Source organism: Achromobacter sp. ACM04 (assembly GCF_014851465.1).
Classification (GTDB): domain Bacteria; phylum Pseudomonadota; class Gammaproteobacteria; order Burkholderiales; family Burkholderiaceae_B; genus Achromobacter; species Achromobacter aegrifaciens.
Window position 1 is genome coordinate 365,498 of sequence record NZ_JACUZS010000005.1, and the last position, 25,814, is coordinate 391,311.

General features: G+C 66.8%; 23 protein-coding genes. 19 read left to right on the plus strand and 4 right to left on the minus strand.

What is annotated here, in order from left to right; translation table 11 throughout:
• Nucleotides 1–22: 22 nt before the first annotated feature.
• The 3 genes from rpoH to fghA form a co-directional block, all read right to left on the minus strand.
• On the minus strand, nt 23–907 hold the full coding sequence (rpoH, locus tag IB259_RS27040) for an RNA polymerase sigma factor RpoH (RefSeq protein WP_054455457.1): 885 nt from the start codon (nt 905–907) through the stop codon (nt 23–25).
• A gap of 213 nt (nt 908–1,120) precedes the next feature.
• On the minus strand, nt 1,121–1,810 hold the full coding sequence (locus IB259_RS27045) for a hypothetical protein (protein WP_054455459.1): 690 nt from the start codon (nt 1,808–1,810) through the stop codon (nt 1,121–1,123).
• A 93-nt stretch (nt 1,811–1,903) separates the two neighbouring features.
• The gene (gene fghA / locus IB259_RS27050; protein WP_125472879.1) at nt 1,904–2,770 is read right to left on the minus strand and encodes an S-formylglutathione hydrolase; all 867 of its coding nucleotides are present in this window, start codon (nt 2,768–2,770) and stop codon (nt 1,904–1,906) included.
• 235 nt (nt 2,771–3,005) lie between these two features.
• Here fghA and IB259_RS27055 point away from each other — a divergent pair, with 235 nt between their 5' ends.
• From IB259_RS27055 to IB259_RS27070, 4 genes are all read left to right on the plus strand, one after another.
• The gene (locus IB259_RS27055; protein ID WP_119449865.1) at nt 3,006–3,767 is read left to right on the plus strand and encodes a hypothetical protein; all 762 of its coding nucleotides are present in this window, start codon (nt 3,006–3,008) and stop codon (nt 3,765–3,767) included.
• Between the two features lie 366 nt (nt 3,768–4,133).
• Nucleotides 4,134–8,873, plus strand: coding sequence for a glutamate synthase-related protein (locus tag IB259_RS27060; protein ID WP_054455466.1), 4,740 nt, complete (start codon nt 4,134–4,136; stop codon nt 8,871–8,873).
• Between the two features lie 8 nt (nt 8,874–8,881).
• Nucleotides 8,882–10,348, plus strand: a complete 1,467-nt coding sequence (locus tag IB259_RS27065) for a glutamate synthase subunit beta (protein WP_175161963.1) — start codon at nt 8,882–8,884, stop codon at nt 10,346–10,348.
• A 194-nt stretch (nt 10,349–10,542) separates the two neighbouring features.
• The gene (locus IB259_RS27070; protein WP_054455471.1) at nt 10,543–11,181 is read left to right on the plus strand and encodes an OmpW family protein; all 639 of its coding nucleotides are present in this window, start codon (nt 10,543–10,545) and stop codon (nt 11,179–11,181) included.
• Between the two features lie 34 nt (nt 11,182–11,215).
• Here IB259_RS27070 and IB259_RS27075 read toward each other — a convergent pair whose 3' ends face one another.
• Complete coding sequence (locus IB259_RS27075) at nt 11,216–12,088, minus strand: LysR family transcriptional regulator (protein ID WP_192330600.1); 873 nt, start codon at nt 12,086–12,088, stop codon at nt 11,216–11,218.
• Nucleotides 12,089–12,153: 65 nt separating this feature from the next.
• Between IB259_RS27075 and IB259_RS27080 the strand changes: the two genes are divergently transcribed.
• The 15 genes from IB259_RS27080 (at nt 12,154) to hisC (ending at nt 25,813) form a co-directional block, all read left to right on the plus strand.
• The gene (locus IB259_RS27080; protein WP_192330602.1) at nt 12,154–13,377 is read left to right on the plus strand and encodes a YbfB/YjiJ family MFS transporter; all 1,224 of its coding nucleotides are present in this window, start codon (nt 12,154–12,156) and stop codon (nt 13,375–13,377) included.
• A gap of 25 nt (nt 13,378–13,402) precedes the next feature.
• Nucleotides 13,403–14,380: a tripartite tricarboxylate transporter substrate binding protein gene (locus tag IB259_RS27085; RefSeq protein ID WP_054455477.1), complete on the plus strand. Its 978-nt coding sequence runs from the start codon at nt 13,403–13,405 to the stop codon at nt 14,378–14,380.
• 18 nt (nt 14,381–14,398) lie between these two features.
• Complete coding sequence (locus IB259_RS27090; RefSeq protein ID WP_054455479.1) at nt 14,399–15,460, plus strand: nitronate monooxygenase family protein; 1,062 nt, start codon at nt 14,399–14,401, stop codon at nt 15,458–15,460.
• A gap of 242 nt (nt 15,461–15,702) precedes the next feature.
• Nucleotides 15,703–16,539: an ABC transporter ATP-binding protein gene (locus IB259_RS27095; protein ID WP_054455481.1), complete on the plus strand. Its 837-nt coding sequence runs from the start codon at nt 15,703–15,705 to the stop codon at nt 16,537–16,539.
• The gene (gene mlaE, locus IB259_RS27100) at nt 16,536–17,324 is read left to right on the plus strand and encodes a lipid asymmetry maintenance ABC transporter permease subunit MlaE (protein WP_054455483.1); all 789 of its coding nucleotides are present in this window, start codon (nt 16,536–16,538) and stop codon (nt 17,322–17,324) included. Before IB259_RS27095 ends, mlaE begins: the two co-directional genes overlap by 4 nt.
• Before the next feature lie 12 nt (nt 17,325–17,336).
• Nucleotides 17,337–17,834 carry an outer membrane lipid asymmetry maintenance protein MlaD gene (mlaD, locus tag IB259_RS27105; RefSeq protein WP_054455485.1) on the plus strand — a complete coding sequence of 166 codons (498 nt, stop codon included), beginning with the start codon at nt 17,337–17,339 and terminating at the stop codon, nt 17,832–17,834.
• A gap of 81 nt (nt 17,835–17,915) precedes the next feature.
• Nucleotides 17,916–18,722, plus strand: a complete 807-nt coding sequence (locus IB259_RS27110) for a VacJ family lipoprotein (RefSeq protein ID WP_054455487.1) — start codon at nt 17,916–17,918, stop codon at nt 18,720–18,722.
• Nucleotides 18,723–18,759: 37 nt separating this feature from the next.
• Nucleotides 18,760–19,389, plus strand: a complete 630-nt coding sequence (locus IB259_RS27115) for a phospholipid-binding protein MlaC (protein WP_175180349.1) — start codon at nt 18,760–18,762, stop codon at nt 19,387–19,389.
• 169 nt (nt 19,390–19,558) lie between these two features.
• Nucleotides 19,559–20,371 (plus strand): ABC transporter ATP-binding protein, encoded by an 813-nt coding sequence (locus IB259_RS27120; protein WP_054455490.1) that lies wholly within the window; start codon nt 19,559–19,561, stop codon nt 20,369–20,371.
• Complete coding sequence (locus tag IB259_RS27125) at nt 20,368–21,180, plus strand: ABC transporter permease (protein ID WP_054455492.1); 813 nt, start codon at nt 20,368–20,370, stop codon at nt 21,178–21,180. The genes IB259_RS27120 and IB259_RS27125 overlap by 4 nt, the downstream gene beginning before the upstream one ends.
• Before the next feature lie 5 nt (nt 21,181–21,185).
• A complete protein-coding gene (locus tag IB259_RS27130; RefSeq protein ID WP_013390953.1) occupies nt 21,186–21,431 on the plus strand; it encodes a BolA family protein in 246 nt (81 codons plus the stop codon).
• Nucleotides 21,431–22,696 carry a UDP-N-acetylglucosamine 1-carboxyvinyltransferase gene (gene murA / locus IB259_RS27135; RefSeq protein WP_054455494.1) on the plus strand — a complete coding sequence of 422 codons (1,266 nt, stop codon included), beginning with the start codon at nt 21,431–21,433 and terminating at the stop codon, nt 22,694–22,696. The genes IB259_RS27130 and murA overlap by 1 nt, the downstream gene beginning before the upstream one ends.
• Complete coding sequence (gene hisG, locus IB259_RS27140) at nt 22,693–23,370, plus strand: ATP phosphoribosyltransferase (RefSeq protein ID WP_054455497.1); 678 nt, start codon at nt 22,693–22,695, stop codon at nt 23,368–23,370. Before murA ends, hisG begins: the two co-directional genes overlap by 4 nt.
• A gap of 53 nt (nt 23,371–23,423) precedes the next feature.
• Nucleotides 23,424–24,728: a histidinol dehydrogenase gene (gene hisD, locus IB259_RS27145; RefSeq protein WP_175163697.1), complete on the plus strand. Its 1,305-nt coding sequence runs from the start codon at nt 23,424–23,426 to the stop codon at nt 24,726–24,728.
• Nucleotides 24,725–25,813 (plus strand): histidinol-phosphate transaminase, encoded by a 1,089-nt coding sequence (gene hisC, locus IB259_RS27150; protein ID WP_192330604.1) that lies wholly within the window; start codon nt 24,725–24,727, stop codon nt 25,811–25,813. The genes hisD and hisC overlap by 4 nt, the downstream gene beginning before the upstream one ends.
• Nucleotide 25,814: the final 1 nt, after the last annotated feature.

Consider the following 25,814-nt stretch of genomic DNA (forward strand, 5'->3'; position numbering starts at 1 on the left):
TTCGCATGGTTCGGCAACCGCCTCAAGAGGCAAGATTGCCGCGCATCTTCTTCAGGGCGGCCGCTTCGATCTGGCGGATGCGTTCGGCCGACACGCCGAACTCCTGGGCCAGTTCGTGCAGCGTGGCGCCGCCGTCGTCCTGCAGCCAGCGGGCTTCGACGATGCGGCGCGAACGCGGATCCAGCGCTTGCAGCGCGTCGGTCAGGCCAGCGCTTTGCAACTGGTCGCGGGCGGCGCGTTCCAGCACCCGGGTGGGTTCCTGGCGGCCCTCGTCGGACAGGTAGGCGATGGGCGCGTAGCTGTCGTCGTCATCGTCCTGGTTTTCAAGCGACATGTCGCGGCCGGACAGGCGCACTTCCATTTCGCTCACGTCTTCGCGGCGCACGTTCAGTTCGCGCGCGATGTGGTCGACCTGTTCCGGATCCAGCGTCTGGCCGTCGGGGCGCATGCTGCGCAGGTTGAAGAACAGCTTGCGCTGGGCCTTGGTGGTCGCGACCTTCACCAGGCGCCAGTTGCGGATGATGTATTCGTGGATTTCAGCCTTGATCCAGTGCACGGCGAATGACACCAGGCGCACGCCGCGCTCGGGGTCGAAACGCTTGACGGCCTTCATCAAACCGACGTTGCCTTCCTGGATGAGGTCGGCATGCGGCAATCCATAGCCCAGGTACTGGCGCGCCACCGACACCACCAGGCGCAGGTGCGACAGAATCAGTTCGCGCGCGGCGCCCAGGTCTTCCTGGTCGCGCAGGCGGCGGCCAAGCTCGGTTTCACGTTCCGCGGACAGGACCGGCAGGCGGTTGACCGAGGAGATATAAGCGTCGATCGTGCCAAGTGCGCCCGGATTGGCAATGGCCAACGCCAGGGCGTTGCCGGAAGCGGCCAACGAGGTACTGGGTTGCTTCATAGCGGGGGTCTCCGGATGGCGAAGGGATAACGACATGGATTCGATGTTAGCACTCTAGTATTGGGAGTGCTAATTCGACTATTGCGGCGCGTCAAAGTTTCATTCGTCGCATTATGTCCCCGTTTATTTTTTTAGAGTGGGGCGCCGCCGTGGGCAACCGAGCGCTGGCGGCAGATGGCCAGCCCCTGAATCCGGGCGCGGCCGCGGCTTGTCCTACCAACCCAGGCGCTTCAAGCCTTCGGCCGTAGCCTCGCCGTCGGGCCGCACGAACAGCGCCCCGCGCGGATCCATCAGCACCTGGTAACGGGCGCCGTCGAACAGCGGCATGTACGCAGCGCTGCCAAATTGGACATCGACGAACGGGAACCAGTTCGGAAAATTTTTCTTCAACGATGCCAGGTCCGGCGCCGGCCAGTCATCCAGCGCGTGGACCGAGCGCGTGGCGGAGGCCTCGCGCGCGGCATCGCTATAACGGCCCGACAGGCGCTCCAGCCGGTATAGCGGCGGCACGCCGGCCATCAGCGCCGGCAGCCGCCAGCGCACGACCCGGGCATCGATCTGCCACTGGTCCCCATAGAGGACATACTGCCTGGTGCCCGTGCCAGGCGCGCTGGCGCTGACCTGGAACTGGCCGTCGGCCACCTGGCGCACTTCAACATGCGCCACCGGCTCGTCGGTCGTCAGGCGGAAGAATTGCACCAGCGAAAGGGCCAGCAGGCCCGACACGCATCCCAGCAGCACCAGCATCAGGCCGAATAGGCGGCGCACCGGCCGGAACTGGAACACCCTGCGGCCGCGCTCGTCGCGCGGGCCGCCGCGGCCCAGCAGCATGACGATGCCCGGCAGCAGGACGACGACGGCGCCCAGCAGTATCCAGACGAAGGGAGCGATTCCGTTGATCAAATCAGGCGTTCCTATTGAGCACAGACCGCAGGCGGCGCGCCGGGGCGCGCAAGCAGCCTGCCGCGGCAGGCCCGCCAGTATAGAAGCGCGCCCTCAGGGCGCCGGTTTTCCAAGCCGCTCGACGTGAAACCGGATGTGATCCTCGATGAACGTCGAGATGAAGTAGTAGCCGTGGTCATAGCCCGGGTGGCGCCGCAGGTCCAGCGGCTGGCCCGCAGCGGCGCAGGCGGCCTCGAATACCTCGGGATACAACTGTGCGGCCAGGAATTGGTCCGACTCGCCCTGGTCGATCAGGATGCCGGCGGGAAACGGGTTGGTGGCGCCGCGCATCAGCGCGGACGCGTCGTAAGCGGCCCAGTCCTCTGTCTTGTCGCCCAGATAGGCGCCGAACGCCTTCTTGCCCCAGGGGCATTGGCTGGGCGCGGCGATGGGCGCAAATGCCGACACCGAGCGGAACTTGCCGGGGTTGCGCAGCGCGAGCACCAGCGCGCCATGGCCGCCCATGGAATGGCCGAAGATGCCGGTGCGCGACGCGTCGCCGGGCAGGGCCTCGCCCGTGACGATGCCGTGCAGTTCCTGCGTCACGTAGCTGTACATGCGATAGTGGTCCCGCCAGGCCGGGGTGGTGGCGTCCAGGTAGAAGCCCGCGCCCGTGCCCAGGTCCCAGCTTTCGTCCTCGCCAGCCACGTTGGCGCCGCGCGGACTGGTATCCGGGGCGACCAGCATGACACCGAGTTCCGCAGCCAGCCGCTGGGCGCCCGCCTTGATCATGAAGGTCTCTTCCGTGCAGGTCAGGCCGGCCAGATAAAACAGCACCGGGACCGGACCGTCTTCGGCCTGCGGCGGAATGTAGACGGAGAAGCGCATGGGCAGGCCGATCTCCGCGGACTCGTGGCGGTAATAGCGCTGCCAGCCGCCGAAGCAGCGATGCTGCGAAATGAGTTCCAGGGCGACTGCCATTGCTTTCCTCCGATCGGAATGATGCGAAAAAAACGTCTCGCGGATTAGGGGATATCCACGGTACGACGTTCCGTCGCCGAATGTTAACCTGGGCTTTACAGGGTACGAACGACAGAAAAAAAGCGATTTCCTGCCCTGACCATGATCACGGGACTTGACCAGCGCCCACCGTGGCACTATTTATATACCGTGAGCGAAGACAACCCGTTCTTCCAAATACGCAAGTCCTGACACTATGGCCCGTCTGCCCCGTCTGTACGCCCCTGGGCTGCCCCAACTGGTGCAGGCCAACTTCATCCAGCCGCTGGCGGCGCCGTCGCAACCCGCGCCGGCCGACATACTGAATCAACTGGCCACGTGGCTGGGCGAATCCGCCCAACGCCACCGAGTCTCGGTTCACGGCTGGCTGCTTGCCAACGACCGCATCCTGCTGCTGGCCACGCCCGCCGACGAGGAAGGCCTGCCGCGCCTGATGCAGACGCTGGGCCGCAACCTGGCGGCGCGCTTGCGCGGCGGCCGGGTCTTCGCCGGCCGCTACCGATCCGCCTTGCTGGAACCGGGCGCCTGGGTGCTGCCGTCGCTGGTCTGGCTCGAAACCTATCCGGTGCGCAGCGGCGCCTCGCAGGATCCCGATTCCTGGCCGTGGTCCTCCGCTTCCAGCCATACCGGCAACACCACCGCCGCGCCAGCGCAGTGGCAGTCGGACCACGCGGACTACTGGGCCTGTGGCAATACCCCGTTCGACCGCCAGGCCAATTACCGCAAGCGCTTGCAGGACGGCCTGTCGCGCGAGGAAACCCAGCGCATCGACCAGGCGGTCTCCGGACAATGGGCGCTGGGCGGTCCCGCTTTCATTGCCAGTCTGGCCCATACCGCCAGCCGCCGGGTTGCTCCCGGCCAGCGCGGACGTCCGCGCAAGAAGCCAGCCGCAGCGTCGTCCGATGCCGAACCGAGTTCTGCGCCGCCCACCACGACGCCCACGTCGACCTCTTCCTGATTACGAACCCGCCTGAACGGCGGGTTCTTCACTTTTGCGGGCCACGCCGTTCGGGCCGGCCTGCGCATTTGCGTTTCCGCAACGTCGACTCAGGCTCAGGGTGCTGAAAATCGCCAAATAATTAGGGACATATAATAAGAAAAACCGCGTTTTATCGGGCACGCACGCACCCTGCTGGTGCATACCCCCCTGGGGAGGCCCATTTCGTGCGGCTCTTAATGCGTCACCGAATTAAAGACCGATGACGGGTAACATCAAAAATAAGGGACACACCCTATTTATTCCTATTGCACCCTACTCATGTCGGGGGTATTGTCCGTCTCCTGCACTGCAACATTACGACGCAGGCCCACTGCGGAGCGCGCCATGCCCCAAATTACCCCGATCGACTCCTGTCCCCCGCCCAAGGCGACCCCCATCGATGCCAGCCGCATCGGACTGCCGTCTGCCCAGGGCCTGTACAACCCGAAGAACGAGCATGACGCCTGCGGCGTCGGTTTCGTCGCCCACATCAAGGGCAAGAAAAGCCACGCCATCATCCAGCAGGGTCTGAAGATCCTGGAAAACCTGGACCACCGCGGCGCGGTCGGCGCGGACAAGCTGATGGGCGACGGCGCCGGCATCCTGATCCAGATCCCCGACACGCTCTACCGCGACGAGCTCGGCCATCAAGGCATCACGCTGCCGCCTCCCGGCGAGTACGGCGTAGCCATGGTGTTCCTGCCGAAGGAAACGGCCTCGCGTCTGGCCTGCGAACAGGAACTGGAACGTTCCGTGCGCGCCGAAGGCCAGGTCGTCCTGGGCTGGCGCGACGTGCCGGTGGACGTCGACATGCCCATGTCGCCTGCCGTGCGCGCCTGCGAACCCGTGATCCGCCAGCTGTTCATCGGCCGCGGCGCCGACGTGATGGTGCCGGACGCGCTGGAGCGCAAGCTGTACGTGATCCGCAAGACCGCCAGCCACGCCATCCAGAACATGCATCTGGCGCACGGCAAGGAATACTTCGTGCCCTCGGCCTCGGTGCGCACCGTGGTCTACAAGGGCCTGCTGCTGGCCGACCAGGTCGGCCGCTACTACCGCGACCTGGCCGATCCGCGCACGGTGTCGGCCCTGGCGCTGGTGCACCAACGCTTCTCGACCAACACGTTCCCCGCCTGGCCGCTGGCCCACCCGTACCGCATGATTGCCCACAACGGCGAAATCAACACGGTCAAGGGCAACTTCAACTGGCTGCGCGCCCGCGAAGGCATGATGCAGTCGGCCGTGCTGGGCGAGGACCTGAAGAAGCTGTACCCCATCGTCTACGAAGGCCAGTCGGACACCGCCACGTTCGACAACTGCCTGGAACTGCTGGTGAACTCGGGCTACTCGCTGGCCCACGCCATGATGATGATGATCCCGGAGGCCTGGGAACAGCACACGCAGATGGACGAAAGCCGCCGCGCTTTCTACGAGTACCACGCGGCCATGATGGAACCGTGGGACGGCCCCGCCGCGGTCGCGTTCACCGATGGCCGCCAGATCGGCGCCACGCTGGACCGCAACGGCCTGCGCCCGGCCCGCTACCTGGTCACCGATGACGACATGGTCATCCTGGCTTCGGAAGCCGGCACGCTGTCCATCCCCGAAAACCGCATCGTCAAGAAGTGGCGCCTGCAACCGGGCAAGATGTTCCTGATCGACCTGGAACAGGGCCGCATCATCGACGACGCCGAGATCAAGCTGCAGCTGGCCAACAGCCGGCCGTACCGCCAGTGGATTGAACGCCTGCAGATCAAGCTGGAATCGCTGCCGGCGCCGCGCCAGGCCGCCGTCGCCACGCAGTCGTCCGTGTCGCTGCTGGATCGCCAGCAGGCTTTCGGCTGGACCCAGGAAGACTACAAGTTCATCCTGGAACCCATGGCCACGACCGGCGAAGAAGTCATCGGCTCGATGGGCAACGACGCCCCGCTGGCCGTGCTGTCCGACCGCGCCAAGCCGTTCTACAACTACTTCCGCCAATTGTTCGCGCAGGTCACGAACCCGCCGATCGACCCCATCCGCGAACAGCTGGTGATGTCGCTGGTGTCCTTCATCGGCCCCAAGCCGAACCTGCTGGACATCAACAACGTCAACCCGCCGCTGCGCCTGGAAGTGTCGCAGCCGGTGCTGGATTTCGCCGCCATGGCGCAGATCCGCGACATCGAGCAGGTCACGGGCAAGAAGTTCCGCAGCTTTGAGCTGGACATCACCTATCCCGCCGCCTGGGGTCCCGAGGGCATCGAAGCCCGCGTGGCCGCGCTGTGTGCGCGCGCCGTGGACGCGGTGCGCAGCGGCTACAACATCCTGATCGTGTCCGACCGCCTGGTCGACAGCGAGCGCGTGGCCATCCCCGCGCTGCTGGCGACCTCCGCGGTCCACCAGCACCTGATCCGCGCCGGCCTGCGCACCAACACCGGCCTGGTCGTGGAAACCGGCTCGGCGCGCGAAGTGCACCACTTCGCGCTGCTGGGCGGCTACGGCGCCGAAGCCATCCACCCCTACCTGGCGCTGGAATCGCTGGGCAAGATGAACGACCCCGAAAAGGCGGTCAAGAACTTCATCAAGGCGATCGGCAAGGGCCTGAACAAGGTCATGTCCAAGATGGGCATTTCCACGTACATGTCCTACACCGGCGCGCAGATCTTCGAAGCCGTGGGCCTGCAGACCGCGCTGGTGAACAAGTACTTCACCGGCACCGCCTCCAACATCGAAGGCATCGGCATCTTCCAGGTGGCCGAGGAAGCGCTGCGCCAGCACCGCGCCGCCTTCAGCACCGATCCGGTGCTGGCCAACGACCTGGACGCGGGCGGCGAATACGCCTATCGCGTGCGCGGCGAAGAGCACATGTGGACGCCGGATTCCATCGCCAAGCTGCAGCACGCTTCGCGCGCCAACAACTACCGCACGTACAAGGAGTACGCGCAGATCATCAACGACCAGAGCCGCCGCCACATGACGCTGCGCGGGCTGTTCGAGTTCCGCTTCGATCCGTCGCGCGCGATTCCGCTGGACGACGTCGAATCCGCCAAGGAAATCGTCAAGCGCTTCGCCACCGGCGCCATGTCGCTGGGCTCGATCTCCACCGAGGCGCACTCGGTGCTGGCCGTGGCCATGAACCGCATCGGCGGCAAGTCCAACACCGGCGAAGGTGGCGAGGACGAACTGCGCTACCGCGCCGAAATGCGCGAAGGCAAGAGCACCATCAAGGACGGCGACACGCTGGCCTCGGTGCTGGGCTCGGACCGCATCGAAGCGGACGTCGAACTGAAGAAGGGCGACTCGCTGCGCTCCAAGATCAAGCAGGTGGCCTCGGGCCGTTTCGGCGTGACCGCCGAATACCTGTCGTCGGCCGACCAGATCCAGATCAAGATGGCCCAGGGCGCCAAGCCCGGCGAAGGCGGCCAGCTGCCCGGCCACAAGGTGTCGGAATACATCGCCAAGCTGCGCTACTCGGTGCCGGGCGTGGGCCTGATCTCGCCCCCGCCGCACCACGACATCTACTCGATCGAAGACCTGGCCCAGCTGATCCACGACCTGAAGAACGTGAATTCCAAGGCTTCGGTGTCGGTCAAGCTGGTGTCCGAAGTCGGCGTGGGCACGGTGGCCGCGGGCGTCGCCAAGGCCAAGGCCGATCACGTCGTGATCGCCGGCCATGACGGCGGCACGGGCGCATCCCCGGTGTCGTCCATCAAGCACGTGGGCACGCCCTGGGAACTGGGCCTGGCCGAAACGCAGCAGACGCTGGTGCTCAACCGCCTGCGCAGCCGCATCCGCGTGCAGGCCGACGGCCAGATGAAGACCGGCCGCGACGTCGTCATCGGCGCGCTGCTGGGCGCCGACGAATTCGGCTTCGCGACCGCGCCGCTGGTCGTGGAAGGCTGCATCATGATGCGCAAGTGCCACCTGAACACCTGCCCGGTGGGCGTGGCCACGCAAGACCCGGTCCTGCGCAAGAAATTCCAGGGCAAGCCCGAACACGTCGTGAACTTCTTCTTCTTCATCGCCGAGGAAGTCCGCGAAATCATGGCCCAACTGGGCATCCGCAAGTTCGACGACCTGATCGGCCGCGCCGACCTGCTGGACATGCGTTCGGGCGTGGAGCACTGGAAGGCCCAGGGCCTGGACTTCGCCCGCGTGTTCCACCAAACGCAATCCGACGCCGACGTGCGCCAGACCGAAGAGCAGGACCACGGCCTGGCCGGCGCGCTGGACCACCAGCTGATCGAGCGCAGCAAGCCCGCGCTGGAACGCGGCGAGAAAGTGTCCTTCATCGTCCCCGTGCGCAACCGCAACCGCACCATCGGCGCCATGCTGTCGGGCGCGGTGGCCGCGCGCTACGGCCATGAGGGCCTGCCGGACGACACCATCCACATCCAGTGCAACGGCACGGCCGGCCAAAGCTTCGGCGCGTTCCTGGCCCACGGCATCACGATGGACCTGGTGGGCGAAGGCAACGACTATGTCGGCAAGGGCCTGTCGGGCGGCCGCATAATCGTGCGCTCGCCCAACGACTTCCGCGGCTTCGGCCCGGACCACATCATCGCCGGCAACACCGTGCTGTACGGCGCGCTGGCGGGCGAGGCGTTCTTCAACGGCGTGGCCGGCGAACGCTTCGCGGTGCGCAACTCGGGCGCGGCCACCGTCGTGGAAGGCACCGGCGACCACGGCTGCGAATACATGACCGGCGGCACCGTCGTGGTGCTGGGCACGACCGGCCGCAACTTCGCGGCAGGCATGTCGGGCGGCGTGGCCTACGTGTGGGATCCGGAACGCACGCTCAAGCAGCGCGCCAACCTGTCCATGGTCGAACTGGAAAGCATCGTGCCGCACGCGGAACAGCTCGCCCAGAACAACATCGACGTCTGGCACAGCGCGCAGCGCGGCGGTGAACGCGAAACGGACGAAACCATCCTGCGCCGCCTGGTGGAAGATCACTTCCGCTACACCGGCAGCTTCCGCGCCCGCGAGATCCTGGGCGACTGGGAAGCCTCGCGCGGCAAATTCGTGAAAATCATGCCGACGGACTACCGCCGCGCATTGGGTGAAATGTGGCGTGCAGCCAACCCGCAACAACTGGCTGCGTGAGGGATACCATGGGAAAGATTACCGGCTTTATGGAATTTCAGCGTCTGCAGGAGGCCTCCGAGGCCCCGCAGAAGCGGCTGAAGAACTGGCGCGAATTCGTGCTGCACCTGAGCGACGATCAGGCCAAGCAGCAGGCGGCGCGCTGCATGGACTGCGGCATCCCGTTCTGCAACAACGGCTGCCCGGTCAACAACATCATCCCGGACTGGAATGACCTGGTGTACCGGCAGGACTGGAAGCGCGCGCTGGACGTCCTGCACTCCACCAACAACTTCCCCGAGTTCACCGGCCGCATCTGCCCGGCGCCGTGCGAAGCTGCCTGTACCTTGAACATCAACAGCGACGCTGTCGGCATCAAGTCCATCGAACACGCCATCATCGACAAGGGCTGGGCCGAAGGCTGGGTGTCGCCGCAGGTGCCGGCGCGCAAGACCGGCAAGAAGGTTGCCGTGGTGGGCTCCGGCCCCGCGGGCATGGCATGCGCGCAGCAGCTGGCCCGCGCCGGCCACTCGGTGACGCTGTTCGAAAAGAGCGACCGCATCGGCGGCCTGCTGCGCTACGGCATCCCCGACTTCAAGCTGGAAAAGCACCAGATCGACCGCCGCATCTCGCAGATGGAAGCCGAGGGCGTGGAATTCGCGCCGTCGACTTACATCGGCAATCCCAGCGACCCCGTGGCCGACGGCCTGACGGTGCGCACGCCGGAATCGCTGCTGGCCGAGTTCGACGCGGTGGTGATGAGCGGCGGTTCGGAAACCCCGCGCGACCTGCCGGTGCCCGGCCGCGAGCTGTCGGGCGTGTACTTCGCCATGGACTTCCTGCGCCAGCAGAACAAGGCGGTGGCGGGCGACCGGCTCACCAACCAGACGCTGGCCAAGGGCAAGCACGTGGTGGTGATCGGCGGCGGCGACACGGGTTCCGACTGCGTCGGCACCAGCAACCGCCATGGCGCGGCCTCGGTCACGCAGTTCGAGCTGATGCCCCAGCCGCCGGAAAGCGAGAACAAGACCATGACGTGGCCGTACTGGCCGCTGAAGATGCGCACCTCGTCCTCGCACGAAGAAGGCTGCGAACGCGACTGGTCCGTGACCACCAAGCTGCTCCAGGGCAGCAATGGCAAGGTCGAAAAGCTGATCGGCGCACGCGTCGAATGGTTCAAGGACGACGCCACCGGCCAGATGAAGATGCGCGAAGTCGAAGGCTCTGAATTCGAGATCAAGGCCGACCTGGTGCTGCTGGCCATGGGCTTCGTGTCGCCCGTGCAGACGGTGCTGGACGCCTTCGGCGTGGACCGCGATGCCCGCGGCAACGTACGCGCCAATACCGACGACTACCGCACCAACGTCGAGAAGGTCTTCACGGCCGGCGACATGCGCCGCGGCCAGTCCCTGGTGGTCTGGGCCATCCGCGAAGGCCGCCAGTGCGCGCGCTCGGTGGACGCCTACCTCATGGGCAGCAGCGAACTGCCGCGCTGATCGCCACGATCAGGCCGGGCCGGATCGCCGCCGAGCGCATTGCGCCGGCGGCGATTTTTTTTCCCGCGCCCCCGCCTGTTGCAACATAACCACTTTTCGATTGCGGTCTTTTCACGATTTGACACACATCAAGCGGGCCGGCCGCCAGGTTTGAGAACCTGTCGTCTCACCCAATGGAAAGATCGGAGAAGAGAATGTTTTCGCTGAACGGCCGTATCCGCGCCACCGCCATCGCCGGCCTGATCGCCGCTGGCACGCTCGCCGCCCCCGCGCACGCCCACGAAGCGGGCGACGTGCTGTTCAAGGTCGGCGTGACGCAGGTCCGCCCCTCGTCCAACAACGGCACCGTGCTCAACGGCAGCGTCGGACTCGACGTCAACAACAACGTACGCCCGAGCTTCACGCTGACCTACATGGCCACGCGCAACATCGGTATCGAACTGCTGGGCGCCTGGCCCTTCCAGCATGACGTCAGCGGCAGCGGCCTGGGCAAGATCGGCTCGACCAAGCAATTGCCGCCGACGCTCAGCCTGCAATGGCACATCCTGCCCGACAGCATGATCCAGCCGTACATCGGCGTGGGCATCAACTACACCCACTTCTTCGACACCAAGGCGGAAGGCGCGCTGAAGGGTTCGGACCTGAAGCTGGGCGATTCCTGGGGCGTGGCCGCTCAACTGGGCGCTGACTTCAAGATCAACGAGCGCTGGTTCATGAACGCAGACATCCGCTACATCGACATCCGTTCCAAGGTGAAGCTGGACGGCCAGCACATCGGCACCGCGCGCATCGATCCGTGGGTCGCGACGATCGGCGTCGGCTACCGCTTCTAAAGGCAAAAGGGCCGCGCACCAGGCGCGGCCTTCCTCAGCCTTGCGGCGCCTCCAGCTTGTGCCGCAGGGCCTGCAACGCCGGCGTGTCGTCGTCGGCGCGCCAGACCAGCTGGGTCAGGGCCCGGCCATGCGAGCCGGACAGGGCGCCGATGCGCACCGTGTGCTCCGCCCCCAGCACCGCCAGCACCGAACGCGGCACAATCGCCACGCCCGAGCCCGCCGCCACGCAGGCGACGATGGCGTGGTACGAGGCGAACTCCATCACCTTGCCGGGCGCGATACCTTCCTGGTTGAGCCAGGATTCCAGGATGCGCCGGTATGAGCATCCCGACGCGAAGGCAATCACGCTGCGGTCGCCCAGGTCCTTGGGACTGTCGATCGGATCCCAGGCCAGCGGCGAGATCAGCGCCAGTTCTTCCTTGAAGGCATCCATGGCCGCCAGCCCTTCGGCCGGAAACGGCTGCGCCACGAACGCTGCCTCGATTTCGTAGTTGCGCACCTTGGCCGCCAGCGCGGCCGACGTGCCGGTCACCAGTTCGATCCGCACCTGCGGCCAGGCCGCGTGATAGGCCGCCAGGATCGGCGGCAGGCGCGCGGCCGCCGTGCTTTCCATGGTGCCGATGCGCAGCACGCCCTGCGGCGAGCCGTCGCGTACCGCGGCCTGGGCTTCGTCCGCCAGGCGCAGCAGCCGGTCGGCGTAGGACAGCAGCACCCGCCCCTGGTCAGACAGCACCAGCCGGCGATTCTGGCGGCGGAACAGCGGCGCCTCCAGCGAGGCCTCCAGCTGCTTCAGGCGCGTCGACACGTTGGACTGCACGCGGTTCAGATGGGCAGCAGCGCGCGCCACGCCGCCCTGGTCGGCAACCGCCTTGAAGATCTGCAGCGCATCCAGGTCCAAGTTTCTCATTTTGAGAACTCACTATCTTAATAATTCACTATTAATGATATTAGTACAGCCGTAGAGTAAGGGCCATGTCAACGCCCAATTACCCTTCCTCGTCACGCAGCGCTGCCGCCCTGGCATGGCCGGCCGCGCTGGCCCTGGCCGCCGCCATGGGGATAGGCCGGTTCGCCTTCACGCCGGTCTGGCCCCTGATGGCCCAGGAAACCGGCCTGTCGCTATCCCAGGGCAGCTGGCTGGCTTCGGCCAACTACGCGGGGTATCTGCTGGGCGCGCTGGCTGCGGTCGCCTGGCCCATCCGCCGGCTGCGGGGCACGCTGGCGGCCAGCCTGCTGGCAGTGGCCCTGCTGACGCTGGCCATGCCTGTCTGGCATGGCATGGCGGTCTGGTGCGCGCTGCGACTGGCCGCCGGCTACGCCAGCGCCAGCGCCTTCATCTGCGTGGCGGCGTGGCGGGCGGTACCCGCGGGCGATCCGCGCGAGGCGGGCGCGTCCGCAGTGACCTACGCCGGCGTGGGCGCGGGCATTGCGCTGACGGGGCTGGCCTGCCTGGCGCTGGCAGCCTGGGACGCGCGCGCCGACACGGTCTGGTTCGCGCTGGGGGGGCTGGCGCTGGCCCTGTCCGCGATCGCCTGGCCGGGGTTGCGCCGCCAGGCGGCGCCAATGCCAGCGCAATCGGCCAGCGCCGCCGCACCCGCCGCCCGGCTGCCACGCGACATCCCCGCGCTGGCGCTGCACTATGGCGCGTTCGGCGTGGGCTACATCATTCCGGCCACTTTCCTGCCAGCGATGGCGAAGGAAATCATTCCCGACCCGGCCATCTTCGGCTGGGCCTGGCCCCTGTTCGGCATGGCCGCAGCGGTGTCCTGCCTGCTGGTGCCCCGCCTGGCACGGGGCCGCGACAGCGTGCAAGTCTGGCGCGCCGCCCAGGCGCTCATGGCGCTGGGCATGCTGGCCGTGGCGCTATGGCACCACATCGCCGCCGTGATCGTGGCCGCGGTGCTGGTGGGCGGCACCTTCATGGTGATTACGCAGGCGGGAATGCTGGCCGCCAGGCGTTCGGCCGGCGCCGCCGCGCCGCGCGCGGCGGCCCTCATGACCGCGGCTTTCGCCGCCGGCCAGATCCTGGGACCGCTATTGGCGTCCTGGGCGGCGCATTGGGGCGCCGGGCTGCCGCAAGTGCTGGCGGCCAGCGCGGCACTGTTGGCGTTGTCCGCATGGCGTTTGGGAAAGATCACGACAGATGACGTGGCCGCTGGGCATAATGCGATCGGCCCGCGGGCCCGTTCACATTAAAAAAACAAAACCAGGAGTCATCTGTATGAAAGCATTGCGTCCCCTTATTGCCGCCCTGGCAGCCACCGCCGCCTTCAGCGGCGCCGCCCAGGCCCAGACCGCCGACTGGCCGGCCAAGCCCATCACCATGATCGTGCCCTACGCGCCGGGCGGCTTCGCCGACACCCGCGTACGCCTTTTGGCGCGCAAGCTGGGCGACACGCTGGGCCAGCCCATCGTGGTCGAGAACAAGGCAGGCGCCGGCGGCGTGGTCGGCACCAACCTGATCGCGCGCGCGGCGCCGGACGGCTACACCATCGGCACCGGCAATCTGGCGCCCATGGCGGTCAACCCGACGCTGATGAAGGACATGCCCTACGATCCGCAAAAGGATCTGGCCCCGATCATCCTGATCGAAAACAGCCCGCTGGTGCTGAGCGTGAACAACGAACTGCCGGTGAAGACGCTGGCGGACCTGATCGCGCTGGCCAAGAAGCAGCCCGGCAAGCTGTCCTTCGGCTCGTCCGGCGTAGGCGGCGCACACCACCTGTCCGGCGAAATGTTCCGCGAACAGGCCAAGATCGACATCGTTCACGTCCCCTACAAGGGCGGCAGCCTGGCCGCGACGGACCTCATGGGCGGCCATATCTCGATGATGTTCGAAATGGGCTATTCCGCGTTGCCCGCGATCCAGGGCGCCAAGATCCACCCCATCGCGGTCACGTCCGCCAAACGCCTGGCCGTGCTGCCCGACGTGCCAACCATGGCCGAATCCGGCCTGCCGGGCTTCGAGTCCTACAACTGGCAGGGCATCGTCGCCCCCGCCGGCACGCCCGCGCCCATCATCGCCAAGCTCAACGCCGAGTTCAACCGCATCCTGAAGGAACCGGACGTGCAGAAGGCCATCGCCGACACCGGCAGCCAGGCGGGCGGCGGCACGCCCGAGGAATTCGGCGCCTTCATCAAGAGCGAAACCGAGAAGTGGGCCCACGTCATCAAGGCTGGGAACATCCAGCTTCAGTAACCTTCCAGGAGTAATTCCATGGCTACCCGTCTGATTGATCTGCTCAAGCTGCACCATCCCATCGTCCAGGCCCCCATGGCCGGCGGCGCCACGACGGTGGAACTGGTTTCCGAAGCATCGAAGGCGGGAGTCCTGGGTTCGCTCGGGGCGGCCTATATGAGTCCCGAGCAGATCGAGGCGGCGGCGCGCGACATCCGTGCGCGCACGCCGCTGCCGTTCGCCATCAATCTGTTCGCATCGGTGCCTGAAGAACCCATGCGCGGCGACGCCAGTCGCATGCTGGCGCTGATGGCGCGCTACCACCAGCAGCTGGGCCTGCCGGCGCCCGCCGCGCCCGGCCCGCAAGCCGATCCGCTGCCGCAGCAGATCGAAGCCATCCTGCGGGTGCGTCCGGCCGTCTTCAGCTTCACGTTCGGCCGCATGCCGGCCGCGGCCATCGCGCGCTGCCGCGAACTGGGCATTCTGACCGTGGGCACCGCGACCACCGTGCGCGAAGCGGTGGCCCTTGAAGCGGACGGCGTGGACGCCATCGTGGCGCAAGGCGCCGAGGCCGGCGGCCACCGCGGCACCTTCCTGGACGGTTTCGAGGAATCGCTGATCGGCACCATGGCGCTGGTGCCCCAGGTGGTCGACGCAGTCTCTGTCCCTGTTATTGCATCTGGCGGCATCATGGACGGCCGCGGTATCGCCGCCGCCTTGGCCCTGGGCGCCGATCTGGCACAAATGGGGACGGCCTTCTTGACGACCGAGGAATCCGGCATCAATGAAGCCTACAAGGCGCTGCTGCCCGCCTCCCGGGCGGAACAGTCGCGGGTGACCCGTGCGTTTTCGGGCCGGCCCGCCCGCGGCATCGAAAACGCCTTCATGCGCGAGGCCGACGCGATTGCGGCCGACATCCTGCCTTACCCCCTGCAGAACGCGTTGACGCGCCCCATGCGCACGGCGGGCGGCAAGGCCGGCAACACCGACATGCTGTCCCTGTGGGCCGGCCAGGGCGCGCCGCTCGCGCGGCGCGAGACCACCGCCGACCTGGTCGCGCGGCTGGCCCGGGAGACCGCGGCGGCGCAGGCGCGCCGCTGAGCATATTGTTCCCTGAACCGAAAACACTGTTCCACGCGCGGGCTCTCGCGTTGTGATTACAAAGCGTCGGGCTACAATGGCGCCTCGCCGCCGGGAGCCCAGGCCCGACCTCGCCCCCGGCATATGAGTAACAGGGCGCTTCCCGACGCCGCCTGTCTTCGCCGCGCCGGCCATGAATTTTGCCGGTCGCATCGACCGGACAGCAGGGCAAGCTCCGCCGCCGAAACACCCTTTCGTTGCCCATGCCCGCTCAAACCAGCAAGACCCCGGAATTCGCCCTGCGCCTGGAAGGTGTGGCGCTAGGCTATGGTGATTTCACCGTCTTGCGCGACATTTCCATGGACGTGCGCGCCGGCCAGGTGGTCGCCATCATGGGCGGCTCGGGTTCGGGCAAGACCACGCTGTTGCGCGCGGCCACCGGCCAGCTCACCGCGCAGCGGGGCCGGGTGCTGGCCTTCGGCCAGGACATGGCCCACGTCAGCCGCACCGAACTGCAATCGCTGCGCACGCGCATGGGCGTCCTATTTCAGCAGGGCGCGCTTTTCACTGACCTGAACGTTTTCGAGAACGTGGCCTTCCCGCTGCGCGAACACACCAAACTGGCGGAGCCCGAAGTCACCGAGCGCGTGCTGGACAAGCTCGACGCCGTCGGCCTGCGCGCAGCCGCGCACCTGAAAGTGGCGGAAATCTCCGGCGGCATGGCCCGGCGCGTGGCGCTGGCCCGCGCCGTCGTGCTGGAACCCGAACTCATTCTGTATGACGAGCCGTTTGCGGGGCTGGACCCGATCTCGCTGGGCATTACCGCCCGCCTGATCCGCAACCTGGCCGACCGCCTCGGCTGCGCCTCGGTGCTGATCACGCACGACGTGCATGAATCGTTTGCCATCGCGGACCAGGTGTACCTGGTCGGCCAGGGCAAGCTTGCCGCGGCCGGCACCCCCGAAATGCTGTCGGCCTCGCAAGACCCCTACGTGCAACAGTTCCTCAAAGGGGAGCCCGACGGCCCCGTCGCGTTCCAATATCCCGAGACGCCCGCTTTCAAGAAGTGGCTTTCGCAACAGGAGGGCCGCCGCGCATGAGCGGATCCAACAACGCCATCGGCGCGCTGGGCGGCTGGGTGCGCAACCGCGTTTCCGGCATCGGCTACTTCACCCGGTTCTTCGGCGCCATGCTCGCTCGCAGCGGCATTGCGCTGTCGCGTCCGCGGCTGGTGTCGCAGCAGGTCCATTTCATCGGCAACTACTCGCTGCTCATCATTGCCGTTTCCGGCATGTTCGTGGGCTTCGTGCTGGGGCTGCAAGGCTATTACACGCTGAACCGCTACGGCTCTGAAGAAGCGCTGGGCTTGCTGGTGGCCCTGTCGCTGGTGCGGGAACTCGGGCCCGTGGTCACGGCGCTGCTGTTCGCGGGCCGTGCGGGCACCTCTCTCACGGCCGAAATCGGCCTGATGAAGGCCGGCGAGCAACTCGCAGCCATGGAAGTCATGGCCGTCGACCCCATCCGCCGCGTGCTGGTGCCGCGTCTGTGGGGCGGCATCATCGCCATGCCCATCCTGGCGGCGGTGTTCTCCATGGTGGGCATCCTGGGCGGCTGGGTCGTGGGCGTGCTGCTGATCGGCGTGGACGCCGGCGCGTTCTGGTCGCAGATGCAAAACGGCGTCGACGTCTGGAAAGACGTGGCCAATGGCGTCATCAAGAGCCTGGTCTTCGGCGTCACCGTGACGCTGGTCGCGCTCTATGAGGGCTGGCAAGCCAAGCCCACCCCCGAAGGCGTTGCCCGCGCGACCACGCGCACCGTGGTGGTGGGCTCCCTGGCGGTACTTGGGCTGGACTTCCTGCTCACCGCCTTGATGTTTGGAAATTGATACGGATCGATCATGTCTCGCGAAAAAACCGACTTCTGGGTAGGCCTGTTTGTATTGCTGGGCGCGGTCGCGCTGGCGTTCCTGGCGTTGCGCGCCGGCAACTTGAGCACCTTTTCTTTCGCCCCGACCTATACGCTGACGGCCAACTTCGATAACGTAGGCGGCCTCAAGGTGCGCGCGCCCGTCAAGAGCGCGGGGGTCGTCGTGGGCCGGGTCGCCGGCATCTCGTTCGATGACAAGACCTTCCAGGCGATCGTCTCGGTCAACCTGGAAACGGCCTATCAGTTCCCCAAGGACACTTCGGCGTCCATCCTGACGTCGGGCCTGCTGGGTGAACAATACCTGGGCCTGACCGCGGGCAGCGAAGAGGAAAACTTTGTCGACGGCGGCAAGATCCGCTACACGCAAAGCGCCGTGGTGCTTGAACAACTGATCAGCCAGTTCCTGTACGGGTCGGCCGAGAAGCAAGGCTCGAGCGCGCCGGAACCCGCCGCGAAAACGCCAAATTAAAGACAATGCGACAGACGCGGTAACAGCAGCGCGTCCAAGGTACGCAATATCATAAGAATCGTTGATAGGGATGCCCTGATCATGAATAAGAAAACCATTTGCAGGATTGCCACCGTTGCCGCCGCGGGCGCGCTGATGGCAGGCTGCGCCGCGCCGCAGAACCCGGATCCCCGCGATCCCTGGGAAGGCTTCAACCGGGGCGTCTACAAATTCAACGACACCGTCGACCGTGCCGTCTTCAAGCCGGTGGCGCAGGCCTACACCTTCGTCACGCCGCAGCCGGTGCGCAGCTGCGTGCACAACATCTTCAGCAACGTCGGTGACCTCTGGTCCGGCGCCAACAGCTTCCTGCAGGGCCGCGGCCACGACTTCGTCAACACGCTGGGCCGCTTCCTGTTCAACACCACCATGGGCGTGGGCGGCTGCTTCGACGTCGCCTCGGCCAACGGCGCGCGCCGCATCCCGAACGACTTCGGCACCACGCTGGGCGTGTGGGGCTTCAGCCAGGGTCCGTACCTGGTGCTGCCGTTCTTCGGCTCGTCGTCGGTACGCGACGGCGCTGGCCTGATCGGCGACTACGCGGGTACCACCTACGGCTACATGGGCGTCGATTCCATCGACAACGTGCGCCTGCGCAACTCGCTGTGGGGCCTGCGCGTGGTGGACACGCGCGCCAGCCTGCTGAGCGCCACCGACACCATCGACCGCGTCGCGCTCGATCCCTACAGCTTCGTGCGCGACGCCTATCTGCAGCGCCGCGCCGCCATGGTGCTGGGCCAGAAGGTGGACGACGAGTCCTCGCTGCCCAACTACGAAGACGACGAGGACGACGCCGCCCCCGCCGCGCAGCCGGCGGCTCAACCCGCGGCGCAACCTGCGGCCAAGTAAGCCGCGGGGTGCGCCCCAGTACAAGTAAGGAGTTTTGATGCGAGTTTCCTTTGTTTCCCTGCTGCAGCGTCTGGTTTTCACGGGCCTCGTGGCCCTGGGCCTGAGCGCCGGCGCGCAGGCCAAACCCGACCCCAACGGTTCTCCCGACCAGTTCGTGCTCGCCGCGGCCAACGAGGCCCTGGACGTGCTGAAGGCCGACGGCGCCGTCAAGGCGGGCAACACCGCCCGCATCAACCAGGTCGTCAACGAGCACATCCTGCCCTACGTCAACTTCCAGAAGACCACGCGCCTGGCCGCCGGCCGCTACTGGCGCCAGGCCAACGATGTGCAGAAAAAGGAACTGGCCGAAGCCTTCCGCGGCACGCTGGTGCGCACCTACAGCGGCGCGCTGACCCGCGTCACGTCCAGCACCACGGTGCGCGCACTGCCGTTCCGCGGCGACCCCAAAGCCGACGACGTGGTCGTGCGCACCCTGATCTCCCAGGGCAACGACCAGCCGGTGGGCGTCGACTACCGCCTGGAAAAGACGGGCCAAGGCTGGAAGATCTATGACATGAACGTCGAAGGCATCTGGCTCATCGAGAACTACCGCAACCAGTTCGCGCAGCAGATCAACCGCGACGGCATCGACGGCCTGATCAAGGCGTTGAACCAACGCAACCAATGATCGGCCTTGCGGCTGTCGCGGCCCGGCGCGCCCCAGTGGCCCGCCGGGCCGATTCTTTTAGGGACAGACCAGCCGGATACCCGGGGGAATGCCAGGGCTACCGGCCGGAACGGCAGCGACGCGCTTATATAATGATCAATTCGCTCTTTTCGGGCCATCTCCCGCCGTCATGTCCGCCGTCAGTCTAGAAAACGTCTCCAAGGTCTACTCCCCGCGCCAGCGCGGCTGGCAGAAGCTGCTCGGGCGCGCGCCCGCCGCCGGCTTCCAGGCGCTGGACAATGTCAGCCTGAATATCGAGCACGGCGAGTTCTTCGGCCTGCTCGGCCCCAATGGCGCCGGCAAGACCACGCTGATCTCGATCCTGGCCGGCTTGGCGCACGCCAGTTCGGGCCGCGCCACGGTCTGTGGATACGACGTCGTGGCCGACTACAAGTCGGCGCGGCGGGCTTTGGGCGTGGTGCCGCAAGAGCTGGTCTACGACCCGTTCTTCACGGTGCGCGAGACCCTGCGCATCCAGTCCGGCTATTTCGGCCTGCGCAAGAACGACGACTGGATCGACGAAATCCTGTTCAACCTGGGGCTGGCCGACAAGGCCAACTCCAATATGCGGGCGCTGTCCGGCGGCATGAAGCGCCGCGTGCTGGTGGCCCAGGCGCTGGTGCACCGCCCGCCCGTGATCGTGCTGGACGAACCCACCGCCGGCGTCGACGTGGACCTCCGGCGCACGCTGTGGGAATTCATTTCGCGCCTGAACAAGGCCGGCCACACCATCATGCTGACCACCCACTACCTGGAAGAAGCGGAAGCCCTGTGCGGCCGCATCGCCATGCTCAAGCGCGGCCGCATCGTGGCGCTGGACACCACCCAGGCCTTGATGGCCCGCGTCGGCGGCGTCGACCTGGAAGACGCCTTCGTGCGCATCATGCACGAAGGCGACGAGCAACCCGCGCCCGCCCTGCAACCCGAAGAGATCTCGTCATGACCCAGCCCGCCGCGACCGCCAGCCAGCCGCTGGTGCAGCCCCGCCTGGATGCGGGCTCCGGCTTCCCGACCTTGCTGCGCAAGGAATTGCTGCGCTTCTGGAAAGTCAGCTTCCAGACCATCGCCGCGCCCGTCATCACCGCGCTGCTGTACCTGCTGGTCTTCGCCCACGTGCTGGAAGGGCGCGTCATGGTGTATGGCAGCGTGCCCTACACGGCGTTCCTGATTCCCGGGCTCATGATGATGAGCATGCTGCAGAACGCCTTCGCCAATCCCTCGTCGTCGCTGATCCAGAGCCGCATCACGGGCAACCTGGTCTTCATGCTGCTGCCGCCGCTGTCGCACCGCGACATCTTCGCCGCCTATGTGCTGGCGGCGATCGTGCGCGGCCTCGCGGTCGGGCTGTGCGTGTGGGTGGTGGCGCTGTTCTTCGTGTCGCTGATTCCCACCCACCCGCTGTGGCTGGCCGTCTTCGCCGTGCTGGCCTGCGGCATCATGGGCGTGCTGGGCCTGATCGCGGGCCTCTGGTCCGAAAAATTCGACCAGCTCGCGGCCTTCCAGAACTTCCTCATCATGCCGGCCACCTTCCTGTCCGGCGTGTTCTATTCCATCCACACGCTCCCCGCCTTCTGGCAGGGCGTGTCCCATTGGAACCCCATCTTCTACACCATCGACGGCTTCCGCTACGGATTCTTCTCGGTGTCGGACGTCTCCCCCTGGCGCAGCCTGGCGGTGGTGACGGGGGTGTTCCTCGCGCTATCGCTCTATGCGCTGCGGCTACTGGCCAGCGGCTACAAACTCAGGAACTGACGTCCATGCTTCCCACTCCCGCGCAAGTCCGCCAATACATCGCGGACGGCCTGCCCTGTGAACATCTCGACGTGCAAGGCGACGGCTCGCATTTCGACGCGGTCATCGTCAGCACTGCCTTCGAAGGCAAGCGCCTGATCCAGCGCCACCAGCTGGTCTATGCCGCGCTCGGCGACCGCATGAAGGCCGAGATCCATGCGCTGTCCATGCGCACCCTGACTCCCGCCGAATACCAGCAAGCAGGCAAGTAATGGACAAGCTACGCATCACCGGAGGTTCGCGCCTGCAAGGCGAAATCTCCATCTCCGGCGCCAAGAACTCGGCCCTGCCCATCCTGTGCGCGGGCCTGCTGACCGCCGACGCGCTGACCCTCAGCAACGTGCCGCACCTGAACGACACGGCCACCATGCTGCGCCTGCTGGGCCGCATGGGCATGCGAGCCGAGCGTGACGCGGACGGCACGGTCACGCTGCAGGCCAACCAGGTCGACAAGCTGGAAGCTCCCTACGATCTGGTCAAGACCATGCGGGCGTCCATCCTGGTGCTGGGCCCGCTGCTGGCGCGCTTCGGCGAAGCCCGCGTCAGCCTGCCCGGCGGCTGCAGCATTGGCCAGCGCCCCGTGGACCAGCACATCAAGGGCCTGGCCGCGCTGGGCGCGGAAATCAGCATCGAACACGGCTTCGTGGTGGCGCGCGCCAAGCGCCTGAAGGGCGCCTCCGTGCGCACCGACATGGTCACCGTCACCGGCACCGAGAACCTGCTGATGGCCGCCGTGCTGGCCGAAGGCCGGACCGTGCTGGAAAACGCCGCCTGCGAACCGGAAGTGGTGGACCTGGCCGAACTGCTCATCAAGATGGGCGCTCGCATCCAGGGCCACGGCACCAGCCGCATCGTGATCGACGGCGTCGAGCGCCTGCACGGCGCCGAACACCGCGTCATCTCCGACCGCATCGAAGCCGGCACCTTCCTGTGCGCCGTCGGCGCGGCGGGCGGCGACATCGTCCTGCGCAATACCGACGCGGACATCCTCGGCGCCACGCTGGGCAAGCTGACCGAGGCCGGCCTCACCATCGAGACCGGCCCCGACTGGATCCGCTGCGCCATGTCCTCGCGCCCTCGCGCCGTGGGCTTTCGCACGCTGGAGTACCCCGGCTTCGCCACCGACATGCAGGCCCAGGTCATGGCGCTGAACGCCGTGGCCGAAGGCACCTCGGTCGTCGTCGAGACCATCTTCGAAAACCGCTACATGCACGTGCAGGAACTGCGCCGCATGGGCGCGGACATCGACATCGACGGCCACACCGCCATCGTGCGCGGCGTGCCGAAGCTGTCGGGCGCCACCGTCATGGCCACCGACCTGCGCGCCTCGGCCAGCTTGGTCATCGCCGGCCTCGCGGCCGAAGGCGAAACCCTGGTCGACCGCATCTACCACCTGGATCGCGGCTACGACCAGATGGAAGTCAAACTGCGCGCCCTGGGCGCGAACATCCAACGCGTCACCAAGGAACAGGCATGAACGATGCCACCGTCATCCCCCCCTTGACCCTGGCCCTGTCCAAAGGGCGCATCTTCGAAGAAACCATGCCGCTCTTGGCCGAGGCCGGCATCGAAGTCCCCGAGAATCCCGAAAGCTCGCGCAAGCTGATCCTGCCCACCAGCGACCCCGGCCTGCGCCTGATCATCGTGCGCGCCTCGGACGTGCCCACCTATGTGCAGTACGGCGCGGCCGACCTCGGCATCGCGGGCAAGGACGTGCTCATCGAGCACGCCAAGGAGCAGCCCGGCGGCCTGTATCAGCCGATCGACCTGAACATCGCCAAGTGCCGCCTGGCTGTGGCCGTGCGCAAGGGCTTCGACTATGAAGGCGCCGTCCACCAGGGCGCGCGTTTGCGCGTGGCCACCAAATACGTGCAGTCAGCCCGTGAACACTTCGCGGCCAAGGGTGTGTACGTGGACATCATCAAGCTGTATGGTTCGATGGAACTGGCGCCGCTGGTGGGACTGGCCGACTGCATCGTGGACCTGGTGTCCACCGGCGGCACCCTGCGCGCCAACGACCTGGTCGCGGTGGAAGACATCATGCCGATCTCCTCGCGCCTGATCGTCAACCAGGCCGCGCTGAAGACCCGCGGCGCCCGCCTGCAACCGCTGCTGGACGCCTTCGAAAGAGCCGCTGCCCGCAACGCCTGACCCTCGCCCGCCGCGACGCCGCGGCGGCCGTTACCTGCTTGCTCCATGACGCCATGGCCCTGATCAATCGTCTCGACTCCCGCGATCCCGGATTCAAATCCGCCCTGTCCACGCTGCTGGCCTTCGAAGCCACCGAGGACGAATCCATCGACCGCGCCGCGGCCGGCATCCTGGCCGACGTGCGCGCCCGCGGCGACGCCGCGCTGGTGGAATACACGCAGCGCTTTGACCGCATGCCCGACGCATCGGCCCAGACGCTGGAGATCCCCAAGGCGGACTGGCAGGCGGCCCTGGCCGCGCTGCCCGCCGCTCAGCGCAACGCGCTGGAAGCCGCCGCCGACCGCGTGCGCAGCTACCACGAACGCCAGCGCGCCGAGACCTGGACCTATACGGATGCCGACGGCACCATGCTGGGCCAGCAGGTGACTCCGCTGGACCGCGTGGGCCTGTATGTGCCCGGCGGCAAGGCCGCCTATCCGTCCTCGGTGCTGATGAACGCCATTCCGGCCAAGGTCGCGGGCGTGCAGGAACTGGTCATGGTCACGCCCACGCCGGACGGCGTGCGCAATCCCATCGTGCTGGCCGCCGCGGCCATCGCCGGCGTGGACCGCGTCTTCGCCATCGGCGGCGCGCAGGCCGTGGGCGCGCTGGCCTACGGCACCGCCACCGTGCCGGCCGTGGACAAGATCGTCGGCCCGGGCAACGCCTACGTCGCCGCCGCCAAGCGCCGCGTGTTCGGCGTGGTCGGCATCGACATGATCGCCGGCCCCAGCGAAATCCTGGTCATCTGCGACGGCAAGACACCGGCCGACTGGATCGCCATGGACCTGTTCTCCCAGGCCGAGCACGATGAACTGGCGCAATCCATCCTGCTGTGCCCGGACGCCGCCTTCATCGAAGAAGTGCAGGCCTCGATCGAACGCCTGTTGCCCACCATGCCGCGCGCCGACATCCTGCGGGTCAGCCTGGCCAACCGCGGCGCGCTGATCCTGGTCCAGGATCTCGAAGAAGCCTGCCGGATCGCCAACGACATCGCGCCCGAGCACCTCGAGATCTCCACCGAGAACCCCGAAAAATGGACCGCGCAGATCCGCCACGCAGGCGCCATCTTCATGGGCCGCTTCAGCTCCGAATCGCTGGGCGACTACTGCGCCGGTCCCAACCACGTGCTGCCGACCTCGCGCACTGCGCGCTTTTCCTCGCCGCTGGGCGTCTATGACTTCCAGAAGCGCTCCAGCCTGATCCAGGTTTCGCACCAGGGCGCCCAGAAGCTGGGCCGCATCGCCGCCGAACTGGCGCTGGGCGAGGGCCTGCAGGCGCATGCCGCCAGCGCCCAATACCGGATCGACCAGCCATGAGCGTGCCGGGCCGCATCGCCGGCACCGTCCGGGCGGACATCCGCGAGCTGGCCGCCTATCCCGTGGCCCATGCCGAGGGCTGCATCAAGCTCGACGCCATGGAATGCCCCTACGAACTGCCCGAGGCGGTTCGCGACGACATCGCCCGCGCCGTGCGCGACACGCCGCTGAACCGTTACCCCGCGGCTGACCTGTCGGCGCTGCAAGCGGCCGTGAAAACGGCCTTCGGCGTGCCGGATGGAGCAGACGTGCTGTTCGGCAACGGCTCGGACGAGCTCATCCACATCGTGGTGCAGGCCTGCTGCAATCCGGGTGACACGGTGCTGTCGCCCTGGCCGTCGTTCGTCTACTTCGACATGGCCGCGCGCTTCGACCACGCCCGCTTCGTCGGCGTGCCGCTGACGGCCGACCTGACCCTGGACTTGCCGGCCATGCTGGCCGCCATCCAGGAACACCGGCCCAAGGTGGTGTTCCTGGCCGTGCCCAATAACCCCACCGGCGGCCTCTGGTCCGATGAGGATGTAGCGGCCATCATCGCCGCCGCCCCCGGCCTGGTGGTGCTGGACGAGGCCTACCAGCCCTTCGCCGACCACACCTGGATGCCGCAGGTGCTGGACGCGCCGAACGTGGTCGTCATGCGCACGGTGTCCAAGATCGGCCTGGCCGGCCTGCGCTTCGGCTACCTGGCCGGCCACCCAGCCTGGATCGCGGAACTGAACAAGGTCCGCCCGCCCTACAACCTGGACGTGCTGACCCAGGCCACGCTGTCGGCCGTGCTGCGCCACAAACCGGTGCTGGACGAACAGGCCGCCCGCCTGCGTGCAGACCGCGAACCGCTGGCCGCCGCCCTGGCCCAACTGCCCGGGGTGCGGGTATTCCCTTCCGCCGGCAACTTCGTTCTTGCCCGCTTTTCCGGCAAGCTGGACGGCAACGCCGTGCATCTTGCCCTGAAAACGCGCAAAATATTGATTCGCAACTTCTCCAACGCCCATCCGCTGCTGGCCAACTGCCTGCGCATCTCGGTGGGCGCCCCGGCCGAAAACGCCGCCTTGCTATCCGCCCTGCAAGAGATTTTGAGTGCTTAAC